This window comes from Citrobacter sp. Cy070 (assembly GCF_030332245.1).
GTDB lineage: Bacteria > Pseudomonadota > Gammaproteobacteria > Enterobacterales > Enterobacteriaceae > Citrobacter > Citrobacter youngae.
Map to the genome: position 1 here is coordinate 1 of NZ_JAOWIG010000053.1, position 12,415 is coordinate 12,415.

The following is a 12,415-nucleotide window of genomic DNA, read 5'->3' on the forward strand; positions in this document are numbered from 1 at the left end:
ACAGCTGATAGAAACAGAAGCCACTGGAGCACCTCAAAAACACCATCATACACTAAATCAGTAAGTTGGCAGCATCACCGTCAGTCATTATAAAATGAAAAATAACTACAGCAGTCAATAAATTGTCATAGCGCAACAAAATAATAGTATTTGAGGGATAAACTGCACCAGTTTTTATTTTTGTGATGAGATACAGTGTCTGAGTGAAAGACTTTCTTTATTCTTTAATGACGCTTTCATTCAAAAAATGAACATATGAATAAACGGGTTGAGGCCATAACATTGGTTGAATGTACCCGGCAAGATATTAAATTGAATTATTGTCATGAGGTCGTGAATTTGCCTCAAGACACAGAGCCAAATTAAATCGGCTCTTGAACTGACAGGTTTGCCACATTTGTGGTAGGGAAGGGGGTGAGAATCCCCCGCAGCCCCCGCTGCTGTGATGCTGACGACCCCGTATAGACCACTGATCGTAAGATTGGGAAGGACGGGCGAGGACGACGCTAAGCCAGAAGACCTGCCTGTCGGTGACTACCAACAACTTCGGTGGGAAGTGGGTTGCGCAGATGCATACAGTCGAGAGACTGGGTATCTATACACCCCTACCACCCTGAACAGGATCAGGGTATGGCGGCCAGTTTTCACGCATTTGTTCTTGCAGGTACCGGTAGCGGCTGTGGCAAAACCACGGTGACGCTGGGCTTGTTGAGCCTGATGAAAAAGCGCGGTTTACGCGTCCAGCCATGCAAAGTCGGTCCTGATTACCTTGATACTGGCTGGCACACCGCGGTGTGCGGCACGGCTTCCCGTAATCTTGATAGCTTCATGCTACCCACCTCTACACTGAATGCCTTATTTTGCGAGCAGATGCAGCACGCGGATATTGCCGTTATCGAAGGCGTTATGGGGTTATATGACGGCTATGGTACAGACCCTGATTACTGCAGTACTGCGGCGATGGCGAAACAGTTAGGTTGCCCGGTCATCTTGCTGGTTGATGGTAAGGCGGTTTCCACTTCGATAGCCGCCACGGTGATGGGATTCCAGCATTTTGATCCCAGTCTGAACATTGCAGGCGTGATTGTTAATCGGGTCAACAGCGAAACACATTACCAGCTACTCAAAGTTGCCATTGAGCGTTACTGCTCCGTGCCTGTATTAGGCTACGTTCCCCGCATGGAGGGCGTCGCGCTTCCTGAACGTCATCTGGGCTTAGTTACCGCTCGTGAGTCAGTTATCAACCAGCTGCCGTGGCAGGATTTTGCCGCGACGCTGGAACAGACGCTGGATATCGACGCGTTGTTGGCATTAAGCCAGTTAAACACCCTTCCTGTTGGCGAATGGCCCGCGCTACCGGCAGCAGACGCAGGGGTAGGGCTAACGCTGGCCATCGCTGATGACGAGGCGTTCAACTTTTATTATCCGGATAACATTACATTACTGGCGCGTACGGGCCTCAATATTGTTCGTTTTAGCCCGCTGCATGATACCTGTTTACCAGACTGTCAGATGATTTGGTTAGGCGGCGGATATCCGGAACTGCATGCTGCGGCCCTGGCCCGTAATGTCACCATGCTGGAGCAACTGCGAGCGGCGCATCAGCGTGGCGTCGCTATTTATGCAGAGTGCGGAGGGTTGATGTATCTCGGTAGCTCGCTGGAGGACAGCAACGGCGATTGCTGGCTAATGGCGGATATCATTCCAGGACACAGCAAAATGGGCAAACGGCTGACCCGGTTTGGCTACTGCGAGGCACAAGCCACACAGCAATCATTGCTGGCAACGGCCGGTGAAGTCCTGCGCGGGCATGAATTCCACTATTCCGACTTTACCCCTGAAACCCCGGCGGTGATGAATTGCCGCAAGGTGCGTGATGGCAAAACGCTGCAGGCCTGGTCAGGTGGATGGCAGGTCGGAAATACCTTCGCCAGTTATCTGCACGTTCATTTTGCCCAGCGCCCCGAAATGCTCAATCACTGGCTGGCCGCTGCGAGGAATGCGCTATGACGATACTCGCATGGTGCGTTGCCTGGCTGCTGGATTTTATCATTGGTGATCCGCAGAACTGGCCTCACCCGGTGCGCTGGATTGGCAATCTGATTTCTGCCGTGCAACGCGTTGTTCGTCGTTACTGCCATAGCGACCGCGCGCTTCGCATTGGTGGTGCAGTGATGTGGATTGTGGTGGTTGGACTGACCTGGGCTGTGTCCTGGGGGGTACTGGCGCTGGCGCAATCAATTCATCCCTGGTTTGGTTGGGTCGTTGAGGTGTGGATGATTTTCACTGTGCTGGCGGGGCGTTGTCTGGCAAATGCTGCGCTGGATGTAGAGCGTCCATTGCGTGCCAATAATCTTGCCGAAAGTCGGGAAAAACTCTCCTGGATTGTGGGACGTGATACCTCACAGCTGCAACCAAAACAGATCAACCGCGCCGTGGTGGAAACCGTGGCGGAAAACACCGTTGACGGCATCATCGCGCCGTTGTTCTTCCTCTTACTGGGCGGTGCGCCACTGGCGATGGCCTACAAAGCGGTGAATACCCTCGATTCAATGGTGGGGTACAAACATGAAAAGTACCGTGCTATCGGCATGGTCAGCGCCCGTCTGGACGATGTCGCTAACTTTATTCCGGCAAGACTGAGCTGGCTGTTGCTGGGTGTGGCGGCGTTTTTATGCCGCCAGGACGGCGTACGCGCTTTGCAGCTTGGCTGGCGTGATCGCTACAACCATAGCAGTCCAAACTGCGCATGGTCGGAAGCTGCTGTGGCCGGCGCATTAGGTATTCGCCTGGGGGGACCCAATGACTACTTCGGCGAGCGCGTTGAAAAACCGTGGATTGGCGATCAACAACGAGACATTTCTGTAGACGACATTTCCCAAACGATTCGATTGATGTGGGTAGCATCGACCCTGGCACTGGCGCTTTTTATTGCGCTGCGCTGGCTGTGGCTCGGTGTCGCCTGAGGACAACAAAATGCACTATATCCAGCAGCCTCAAGCAATTGAGGCCAAAAGTTTCGACATCATTGGCGAGATTATCAGTGAAACCCGCCCGGACTATCAGTTTGCCAGTCCGTTGCATGAAGCCATCATCAAGCGGGTGATCCACACCACCGCGGATTTCGACTGGCTGGACATTCTGTGGTTTTCCAGCGATGTGCTGGAACAGTTTTGCGCTGCATTGAGTCGCCCGAGCGTGATTTATACCGATACCACGATGGCGCTTTCCGGGATCAACAAAAACCTGCTGGCAAAATTCGGTGGCGAATGCCGCTGTTACATCAGCGACCCACGTGTGGTGCGGGCAGCAAAAGAACAGGGGATCACTCGTTCAATGGCTGCAGTCGACATTGCCGTGAAGGAAGAGGGCGAAAAACTGTTTGTCTTTGGCAACGCGCCAACCGCGTTGTTCCGACTGCTGGAACATGATGCACCTGTCAGCGGTGTGGTTGGCGTACCGGTAGGATTTGTTGGCGCGGCGGAGTCGAAGGATGCCCTGACACAAAGTCATCTGCCCGCCATTGCCGCATTAGGTCGCAAAGGTGGCAGTAACGTCGCCGCCGCTATCGTCAACGCCATGCTTTATCACATGCAGGGGGCGCGATGAGCGACCAGTCCTTCGACACGCCAGTGTGGCACAACGGTAAAGCGCTGCGTAAAGGATACACCACGGGATCGTGTGCGACGGCGGCGGCAAAAGTCGCTGCGTTGATGGTGCTGCGCCAGCATCTGATCCATCAGGTTTCCATTGTGACGCCTTCCGGGGTGACGTTATGCCTGAACGTGGAGTCACCGCATATCGAAGGGCAGCAGGCGATTGCCGCCATCCGCAAAGATGGTGGCGATGATGTGGACGCCACGCATGGGATGCTGATCTTTGCCCGCGTGACGTTAGACGATAGCAAAGAGATCGTCTTACAGGGCGGTGAAGGTGTCGGTACGGTGACCCGTAAAGGGATTGGTTTGCCGGTGGGCAGTTCGGCGATTAACCGGACACCTCGTCAGACCATTGAGTCCGCAGTACGTGAAGCGATTGGACCAAATCGCGGGGCAAAAATTGAGATTTTTGCGCCTGAAGGTGAAGAACGGGCGCAAAAAACCTACAACTCGCGGCTGGGGATTCTGGGCGGTATTTCGATCATTGGTACCACGGGCATTGTTACGCCGATGTCAGAAGAGAGCTGGAAACGTTCGCTATCGCTGGAGCTGGAGATCAAACGCGCGGCAGGGCTGGATCGCGTAGTACTGGTACCGGGTAATCACGGCGAACGTTTTGTGCGTGAGCAAATGGGGATCGACACACAGGTTGTGGTCACTATGAGCAACTTTGTCGGTTACATGATTGAAGAAGCGGTACGCCTGGGATTCCGCCAGATCGTGCTGGTCGGCCACCCCGGCAAACTTATCAAAATCGCGGCAGGGATCTTCCATACCCACAGTCATATCGCTGATGCCCGCATGGAAACGCTGGTGGCTCACCTCGCATTACTTGGCGCGCCGTTGGAACTGCTGACGCTGGTCAGCGACTGCGATACCACCGAGGCGGCGATGGAACACATCGAAGCGTATGGTTTCCAGCACATTTATGACCATCTGGCCAGGCGCATTTGTATGCGCGTCCTGCAAACGTTGCGTTTTACCAAAAATCCCCCGACCTGCGACGCCATCATGTTCTCTTTTGATAACCAGGTGCTGGGGAGCAATCGCCCGATCGCCGAGATCGCTGAGGAGATGCAATGTTAACCGTTGTAGGGATGGGGCCCGCAGGGTTGCATTTGATGACGCCGGTGGCGCGCGATGCGGTTGCAATGGCCGATGTGCTGATCGGTGGCAAGCGACATCTGCAGCAGTTCCCGGATTTTGCCGGTGAGCGGTTTGCTCTTGGCGCCAATATTCCGGAGCTATTGAACTGGATAGGCGAACATCAGGCGCAAAACGTGGTGGTGCTGGCATCCGGCGACCCGCTGTTCTACGGCATTGGCACGCGGATGGTGGCGCATTTTGGTATTGAAAATGTGCGCATTATTCCCGGCATTAGCGCGGTGCAGTATCTGTGTGCGCAAGCGGGTATTGATATGAACGACATGTGGCTCACCAGTAGCCATGGTCGCAGTGTCTGTTTTGATGAACTGGCGCGACATAACAAGGTTGCGATGGTGACCGACGCGCTGTGTGGTCCGCGTGAAATTGCACAGCAGTTGGTTGCCAGAGGCAAAGGACATCGCTGGATGGTGATTGGCGAAAACCTGGCGATGGACAATGAGCGTATCCACTGCCTGCCTGTGAGCAAAATTACAGCCGACTATGACATGAATGCAGTGGTGATACTCGATGAAAGATGAGCTTTTTCTACGTGGAGAGAAAGTGCCGATGACCAAAGAAGCGGTACGCGCACTTGCCCTCTCAAAACTTGAATTACACCGCGCCAGTCACCTGATTGATATTGGTGCCGGAACCGGCAGCGTGTCGATAGAAGCCGCGCTGCAATACCCAGGATTACGCGTGACGGCAATTGAGCGTAATCCGGATGCGCTCAGGCTGCTGGACGAAAACCGTCAGCATTTTGCCTGCGCAAATATCGACATTTTTCCAGGTATCGCGCCGATGACTATCGCGGAAAAAGCCGATGCCATTTTTATGGGCGGCAGCGGCGGCCATCTGACCGAACTGATTGACTGGTCAATGCGTCAATTGCATCCCGCAGGGCGGTTGGTGATGACATTTATCCTTCAGGAAAACCTCAACACCGCGCTGGCTCATCTGGACCGTCCTGGCGTACAGGGTGTGGATTGCCTGCAACTGCAGGTTTCCTCACTTACCACGCTGGGTAGTGGTCACTATTTCAAACCGAATAACCCCGTATTTGTTATCGCCTGTCAGAAGGAAGGAACCCATGTCTGAGATTTTTGATCCCCGTAGTGTGTGGTTTGTTGGCGCAGGTCCTGGCGATCGCGAGCTGATTACCCTCAAAGGGTACCGGTTGCTCCAGCAGGCACAGGTAGTTATCTATGCCGGATCGCTGATTAACACTGAATTACTGGAATATTGCCCGGCCGGAGCGGAATGTCATGACAGCGCCGAACTGCATCTGGAGCAGATCCTTGATCTGATGGAAGCGGGTGTGAAAGCCGGTAAAACCGTCGTGCGTTTGCAAACCGGTGATGTTTCCTTATATGGCTCCGTGCGTGAGCAAGGCGAAGAGTTGACTAAACGCGGGATCGACTGGCAGGTGGTGCCTGGCGTTAGCGCATTCCTGGGCGCGGCTGCGGAGTTGGGCGTCGAGTATACCGTACCGGAAGTGTCGCAGAGTTTGATCATTACCCGTCTGGAAGGTCGCACGCCGGTACCGGAACGTGAACAACTGGAGTCGTTTGCCAGTCACCAGACATCGATGGCGATTTATCTTTCCGTCCAACGTATCCACCGGGTTGCTGAGCGTCTGATTGAAGGCGGTTACCCGGCGGCCACGCCAGTGGCGGTGATCTACAAGGCAACCTGGCCGGAAAGTCAGACCGTGCGTGGTACCCTGGCAGATATTGGCGACAAAGTTCGCGACGCAGGGATCCGTAAAACGGCGCTCATTCTGGTCGGTAATTTCCTGGGCTCGGAGTATCACTACTCCAAACTCTATGCGGCGGATTTTAGCCATGAATACCGTAAAGCCTGAATCACTTGCGCTATTTTGCCTGACCCCCGGCGGCGTTGTGCTTGCTAAACGTCTGGCGGCGATGCTGCCGGTAACCTGTTTTACCAGTGAAAAGCTGCTGGAGGAGGGGTTTATTCCCTTCGAAAACGGCTTTGCTAATACCGCCCGCGAAGCGTTTGCGAATTACTCGGCGCTGATTTTTATCGGGGCGACCGGCATTGCGGTGCGCGTGCTGGCCCCGCTGGTCAACGACAAATTTTGCGATCCGGCAGTGGTGGTCATTGATGAACGTGCCCAGCATGTCATTAGCCTGCTCTCCGGTCATGCGGGAGGAGCTAATGCTCTGGCGCGTTATCTGGCGGGGATGCTGGGGGCCGACCCGGTCATTACCACCGCGACGGATGTTAACGATATGGCGGCGCTGGACACGCTGGCGTTTCAGTTAAATGCCCGTATGAATGATTTCCGCTCGGCGGTCAAAATTGTTAACCAGATGCTGGTCAGCAACAAACGGGTTGGTCTGTGGTGGGACGACGAACTGGCACAGGACGTCAGCCATTGCGACCGCCGTGGATTTATCACGGTGACCGACCTCAATCAGCTTCCTGAACTGGATGCGCTGATTTGTATTACCTTGCGCAACAATCTGCCTGAGCTGCCAGTTGTGCACTGGAAGCTGGTACCGCAGCGAGTGGTTGCCGGAATTGGCTGTCGTCGGGATACGCCGTTTCCACTGTTAGCAGCGCTGCTGGCACGTCAACTCGAAGCACAGCGCTTCGACCCGCTGGCGTTAAAAGCCATTGGCAGCATCACGCTGAAAAAAGACGAACAAGGGCTTATCCAGTTGGCCTCCTGTTGCCGCGTGCCTTTCGAAACCTTTACCGCTGACGCGCTGCGTGAGCATGAACACCGTTTTCCGGCCTCATCGTTTGTTCGCAAAACGGTGGGTACAGGAAGCGTTTCCGGTCCTGCAGCCTGGCTGCTGAGCCACGGACAACTGTTAGGCGAGACCCTGCGAGAACAGGGCGTCACGATCACTTTGGGAGTTTCACACTGATGTTAAGCGTAATTGGAATTGGCCCTGGCTCGCAGGCAATGATGACCATGGAAGCCGTTGAAGCATTGCAGGCAGCGGAAATCATCGTGGGTTATAAAACCTACACCCATCTGGTAAAAGCGTTCACAGGCGACAAGCAGGTGATCAAAACCGGGATGTGCAAAGAGATTGAACGCTGTCAGGCAGCGATCGAACTGGCGCAGGCGGGTCACAACGTGGCGTTGATCAGCAGCGGTGACGCTGGGATTTATGGTATGGCCGGGCTGGTACTCGAACTGGTCAGCATGCAAAAGCTGGACGTTGAGGTCCGGTTGATACCTGGCATGACCGCAAGTATTGCCGCCGCTTCTTTGCTGGGTGCGCCGCTAATGCACGACTTCTGCCACATCAGCTTAAGCGATCTGTTAACGCCATGGCCGGTTATCGAAAAACGCATTATTGCTGCCGGTGAAGCTGACTTCGTTATCTGTTTCTACAACCCACGCAGCCGGGGTCGCGAAGGACATCTGGCGCGTGCATTTGAACTGCTTTCCGCCAGCAAGAGCGCACAAACGCCGGTTGGTATTGTGAAGTCAGCCGGACGTAAAAAGCAGGAAAAATGGCTGACCACGCTCGGTGATATGGATTTTGAACCGGTGGATATGACCAGTCTGGTGATTGTGGGCAATAAAACAACCTATGTTCAGGACGGCCTGATGATCACGCCACGAGGTTATGTGCTGTGAATTATGGTGATGTGCTGGTCATGGGCGGCACCAGCGACGCGCGCATGCTGTGCCAGCAACTGGATGCGGCAAACGTGGCTTACACCCTGTCAGTTGCGACCCCGACGGGAAAGCAGCTGGCGGGAGACATCAAAGGTCAGGTGCGCTGCGGGCGTCTGGAACGTGAGCAAATGATTGCCTGGCTTCAGGAAAATCGGACTCGCTGGGTGATCGATGCCTCGCATCCTTACGCCGAGGTAGTGAGCCGCAACATCATGAATGCCTGCGAAGCGGCGGGCGTACTGCTGAGTCGCTATCAACGCCCTGAACAGTTAAGCGGTTTAACCCACCCGCACCTGTATACCGTACAGAGCATTCAGCAAGCCAGCGAGGTTGCGCGGCGCTTCGGTGACCGCGTGCTGCTGACGACCGGCAGTAAAGATCTGGCCATCTGGCGCGAAGAGTTGCCTGAAAAAACGTTGCTGGCGCGCGTCCTGCCTGTACCCGAAGTCATTCAGCAATGCGCGGACCTGGGATTTGGCGTCGGTGAGATCTTTGCGCTGTGCGGACCGTTTAGCGCCGAGTTCAACGCTGCGTTTTATCGCCAGTGTCAGGCTGATGTGGTGATCACTAAGGCATCAGGCGCGGAAGGGGGTTATCAGGAAAAAGTGCAACCCTGTCTGGATGCCGGTATCCCCTGCATCGTGATTACACGCCCGGCACCGTTGGTGACGGGAGAAGAATTACTGGAAAGTCAGGCTGCCTTTGCGGCGCGTTTAACGCGCTGGCTGGCCGCGGCTTAAGGAGTTAGAGATGAAAAAGGCGCTTCTGGTGGTCAGCTTTGGCACCAGCTATCACGACACCTGCGAGAAGAATATTGTGGCCTGTGAGCGCGATCTTGCAGCCAGTTGCCCTGACCGCGACCTGTTCCGGGCGTTTACCTCAGGGATGATTATCCGCAAGCTCAAGCAGCGTGACGGCATTGAAATCGACACGCCGCTGCAGGCGCTGCAAAAGCTGGCGGAGCAGGGGTATCAGGATGTCGCGATTCAGTCGCTGCACATCATCAACGGCGACGAATACGAAAAAATTGTCCGCGAAGTACAAAGTATGCGCCCGCTGTTTTCTCGCCTGACGCTGGGTGTACCACTACTGAGCAGCGTTGAAGATTACGCACAGCTGATGCTGGCGCTGCAACAGCAGATGCCGGCGCTTGGCGAAAATGAAAAAGTGGTCTTTATGGGGCACGGGGCCAGCCATCACGCCTTTGCTGCCTATGCCTGTCTTGACCACATGATGACGGCGCAGCGCTTCCCGGCTCGCGTAGGTGCAGTGGAAAGCTACCCGGAAGTTGAGGTGCTGATCGAAAGCTTAGGTCAGGAAGGCGTGACGGCGGTTCATCTAATGCCGCTAATGCTGGTTGCAGGCGACCACGCTATCAATGATATGGCCTCCGATGAAGAGGATTCGTGGAAAACGTTGTTTAACGCAGCAGGCATTCCAGCAACGCCATGGCTCAGCGGTCTGGGTGAGAATCCGGCGGTTCGTGCCATGTTCGTCGCCCATTTACAGCAAGCGCTGAACGTAGCGTTGGAGGAAGCAGCATGAGTGGCAAATTGTATGCACTGAGCACCGGGCCTGGTGCTGCCGATCTGATAACCGTGCGCGCAGCACGCACGCTTGGGGCGCTGGATATTCTTTATGCACCAGCCGGGCGTAAAGGTGGCGATAGTCTGGCGTTGTCGATTGTGCGGGAGTATATCGGTGAGCAGACCGAGGTTCGCTGCTGCCATTTCCCGATGAGTGCCGACAGTGCTGAAAAAGAGGCCGTCTGGGATGAGGTCGCTGCTGCGTTGGTACAGGAAGTGGAAGCGGGTAAACAGGTAGGTTTTATTACCCTCGGCGACGCCATGCTGTTCAGCACCTGGGTCTTTTTACTGCAGCGTATTGGTTCGCCTGACTGGTTAGAAATCGTCCCGGGCGTGACCTCTTTCGCTGCGATTGCCGCGCGTTCGAAAACTCCGCTCGCCATGGAGCAACAATCGCTGGCAGTGGTCTCCTGTACCGCGCCGGAAGCTGAAATTCAGCAGGCGTTAAAGCAGCATGACAGCCTGGTGCTGATGAAAGTGTACGGTCGTTTTGCGCGCATCAAAACGCTGCTGCAACAAGAAGGCTTGTTGGACTGTGCACTGATGATGTCTGAAGCCACGCTGCCGGGCGAGCAGTGCTGGCGCCATCTCGACGAGGTGAGCGACGATCAGCCGCTGCCTTATTTCTCGACCATTCTGGTCAACAAACAGTGGGAGTATGCACAATGAAGCTTGAACAACAGCTAAAACAGCTGTCTTTCAGCGGGTTGGCAGCGGCGCTATTACTGATGATTGTTCCTGAGCAAGCGTTCGCGATGCACATTATGGAAGGCTTTTTGCCACCGATGTGGGCGCTGGCATGGTGGCTGCTGTTTTTACCCTGCCTGTGGTACGGGCTGGTGCGCCTGCGCCAAATCGTGCAGGAAGATAATCACCAGAAAGTTTTACTGGCACTGTGCGGCGCCTTTATTTTTGTGCTGTCGGCGCTGAAAATTCCTTCCGTTACCGGAAGTTGTTCACACCCTACCGGCGTAGGCCTGGCGGTTATCCTGTTTGGACCAGGCGTAGTGGCCATCCTCGGGGCAATCGTTTTGCTGTTCCAGGCTCTGCTGCTGGCGCACGGTGGTTTGACGACGCTTGGCGCTAACGGTATGTCGATGGCGGTAATCGGCCCGGTTGTTGGGTATATGGTGTGGAAGTTGGCCTGTCGCGCGGGGTTCCGCCGTGATGTTTGCGTCTTCTTGTGCGCGATGCTGGCGGATCTTGTTACCTATTTCGTCACCTCAGTGCAACTGGGCGTGGCGTTCCCGGATCCGTCTGCTGGCGCTACCGGTTCAATCATTAAGTTCATGGGAATTTTCTGTCTGACGCAGATCCCCATCGCGATTGCGGAAGGGTTACTCACCGTGCTGATTTACGATCAGCTAACCAAACGCCAGTTAATAACCGCACAAGGACATTAACGATGAAAAAGACGCTGATTATATTGGGCATGGTAGTGGCGCTGGTGATCCTGCCGTTCTTTATCAATCACGGTGGTGAATACGGCGGCTCGGACGGTGAGGCGGAGAGTCAGATTCAGGCTATTGCCCCGCATTATGAGCCGTGGTTCCAGCCGTTATATGAACCGGCAAGCGGTGAGATTGAAAGCCTGCTGTTTACGCTCCAGGGATCGCTGGGCGCAGCCGTAATTTTCTACATATTGGGTTATACCAAGGGCAGGCAACGTCGTGATGACCGGGCTTGACAGGCTTAGCTATCAAAGCCGCTGGTTTCATGTCTCACCGGTGCGGAAATTTCTGCTCTGGCTAATGATGATGATTCTGGCCTTTACTCTGCCCCCGCTGGGGCAGGGTATCGAGATGTTGCTGATAGCGGCGCTCAGTTGCTGGCTGCTGCGGGTTTCTTTCTGGCGCTGGTGTCGCTGGATGGCTCTACCATTTGGCTTTCTGCTGGTGGGCGTCGTGACGATTTTGTTTAGCGTCAGTCGCGACCCGCATACCTTACTGGCCAGCGTACCCGTGGGCAGCTACTGGTTGGGCGTTAGCGCCCCAGGACTTGTCACCGCCAATGAAACCTTCTGGCGCAGCCTGGCTGCGCTGGCGGCAACGTTCTGGCTGGTGCTGAATTTACCGTTTCCGCAGTTAATTATCCTGCTCAAACGTGCACATGTCCCACGACTGATGACCGAGCTGATTCTGCTGACCTGGCGCTTTATTTTTATCCTGTTAGACGAGGCACTCGCCATTCATCGCGCACAAACGCTGCGTTTTGGTTATCGTAGCTTGCCATTAGGCTATCGCTCGCTGGCGATGCTGGTGGGATTATTGTTTACCCGCGTGTTGATCCGTTATCAGCAAATGACCACCACACTGGATATCAAACTGTATCAGGGTGATTTTCACCTGTAAGGAAAA

The 12,415-nt window shown here is 54.8% G+C and carries 15 protein-coding genes and 1 riboswitch; all 15 genes read left to right on the plus strand.

Annotated elements, in window-relative coordinates; genetic code table 11:
- The first annotated feature begins 367 nt into the window (after nucleotides 1-367).
- Nucleotides 368-542, plus strand: a riboswitch (cobalamin riboswitch).
- Nucleotides 543-630: 88 nt separating this feature from the next.
- From OGY19_RS07395 to OGY19_RS07465, 15 genes are read left to right on the plus strand one after another with little or no spacing between them, the layout of a single operon-like run.
- Nucleotides 631-2,010, plus strand: coding sequence for a cobyrinic acid a,c-diamide synthase CobB (locus OGY19_RS07395; RefSeq protein ID WP_115602226.1), 1,380 nt, complete (start codon nucleotides 631-633; stop codon nucleotides 2,008-2,010).
- A complete protein-coding gene (gene cbiB / locus OGY19_RS07400; protein WP_048211989.1) occupies nucleotides 2,007-2,966 on the plus strand; it encodes an adenosylcobinamide-phosphate synthase CbiB in 960 nt (319 codons plus the stop codon). Before OGY19_RS07395 ends, cbiB begins: the two co-directional genes overlap by 4 nt.
- 10 nt (nucleotides 2,967-2,976) lie before the next feature.
- Nucleotides 2,977-3,609: a cobalt-precorrin-8 methylmutase gene (locus tag OGY19_RS07405; RefSeq protein ID WP_048211988.1), complete on the plus strand. Its 633-nt coding sequence runs from the start codon at nucleotides 2,977-2,979 to the stop codon at nucleotides 3,607-3,609.
- Nucleotides 3,606-4,745, plus strand: a complete 1,140-nt coding sequence (gene cbiD / locus OGY19_RS07410; protein WP_048211987.1) for a cobalt-precorrin-5B (C(1))-methyltransferase CbiD — start codon at nucleotides 3,606-3,608, stop codon at nucleotides 4,743-4,745. Before OGY19_RS07405 ends, cbiD begins: the two co-directional genes overlap by 4 nt.
- On the plus strand, nucleotides 4,739-5,344 hold the full coding sequence (locus OGY19_RS07415) for a cobalt-precorrin-7 (C(5))-methyltransferase (protein ID WP_048211986.1): 606 nt from the start codon (nucleotides 4,739-4,741) through the stop codon (nucleotides 5,342-5,344). The genes cbiD and OGY19_RS07415 overlap by 7 nt, the downstream gene beginning before the upstream one ends.
- The gene (locus OGY19_RS07420; RefSeq protein ID WP_048211985.1) at nucleotides 5,334-5,903 is read left to right on the plus strand and encodes a decarboxylating cobalt-precorrin-6B (C(15))-methyltransferase; all 570 of its coding nucleotides are present in this window, start codon (nucleotides 5,334-5,336) and stop codon (nucleotides 5,901-5,903) included. Before OGY19_RS07415 ends, OGY19_RS07420 begins: the two co-directional genes overlap by 11 nt.
- A complete protein-coding gene (locus OGY19_RS07425) occupies nucleotides 5,896-6,669 on the plus strand; it encodes a cobalt-precorrin-4 methyltransferase (protein ID WP_005123046.1) in 774 nt (257 codons plus the stop codon). The genes OGY19_RS07420 and OGY19_RS07425 overlap by 8 nt, the downstream gene beginning before the upstream one ends.
- A complete protein-coding gene (cbiG, locus tag OGY19_RS07430) occupies nucleotides 6,650-7,705 on the plus strand; it encodes a cobalt-precorrin 5A hydrolase (RefSeq protein WP_061067717.1) in 1,056 nt (351 codons plus the stop codon). The genes OGY19_RS07425 and cbiG overlap by 20 nt, the downstream gene beginning before the upstream one ends.
- Nucleotides 7,705-8,430, plus strand: a complete 726-nt coding sequence (locus tag OGY19_RS07435) for a precorrin-3B C(17)-methyltransferase (RefSeq protein ID WP_115602225.1) — start codon at nucleotides 7,705-7,707, stop codon at nucleotides 8,428-8,430. The genes cbiG and OGY19_RS07435 overlap by 1 nt, the downstream gene beginning before the upstream one ends.
- Nucleotides 8,427-9,212, plus strand: coding sequence for a cobalt-precorrin-6A reductase (locus OGY19_RS07440; RefSeq protein ID WP_048211982.1), 786 nt, complete (start codon nucleotides 8,427-8,429; stop codon nucleotides 9,210-9,212). Before OGY19_RS07435 ends, OGY19_RS07440 begins: the two co-directional genes overlap by 4 nt.
- 10 nt (nucleotides 9,213-9,222) lie before the next feature.
- On the plus strand, nucleotides 9,223-10,017 hold the full coding sequence (gene cbiK, locus OGY19_RS07445; RefSeq protein WP_048211981.1) for a sirohydrochlorin cobaltochelatase: 795 nt from the start codon (nucleotides 9,223-9,225) through the stop codon (nucleotides 10,015-10,017).
- Nucleotides 10,014-10,727 (plus strand): cobalt-factor II C(20)-methyltransferase, encoded by a 714-nt coding sequence (locus tag OGY19_RS07450; protein WP_115602224.1) that lies wholly within the window; start codon nucleotides 10,014-10,016, stop codon nucleotides 10,725-10,727. Before cbiK ends, OGY19_RS07450 begins: the two co-directional genes overlap by 4 nt.
- Complete coding sequence (cbiM, locus tag OGY19_RS07455) at nucleotides 10,724-11,461, plus strand: cobalt ECF transporter S component CbiM (protein ID WP_048211980.1); 738 nt, start codon at nucleotides 10,724-10,726, stop codon at nucleotides 11,459-11,461. The genes OGY19_RS07450 and cbiM overlap by 4 nt, the downstream gene beginning before the upstream one ends.
- A gap of 2 nt (nucleotides 11,462-11,463) precedes the next feature.
- Nucleotides 11,464-11,745 (plus strand): energy-coupling factor ABC transporter substrate-binding protein, encoded by a 282-nt coding sequence (locus OGY19_RS07460; protein WP_003030289.1) that lies wholly within the window; start codon nucleotides 11,464-11,466, stop codon nucleotides 11,743-11,745.
- Nucleotides 11,732-12,409, plus strand: coding sequence for an energy-coupling factor ABC transporter transmembrane protein (locus tag OGY19_RS07465; protein ID WP_048211979.1), 678 nt, complete (start codon nucleotides 11,732-11,734; stop codon nucleotides 12,407-12,409). Before OGY19_RS07460 ends, OGY19_RS07465 begins: the two co-directional genes overlap by 14 nt.
- Nucleotides 12,410-12,415 lie beyond the last annotated feature (6 nt).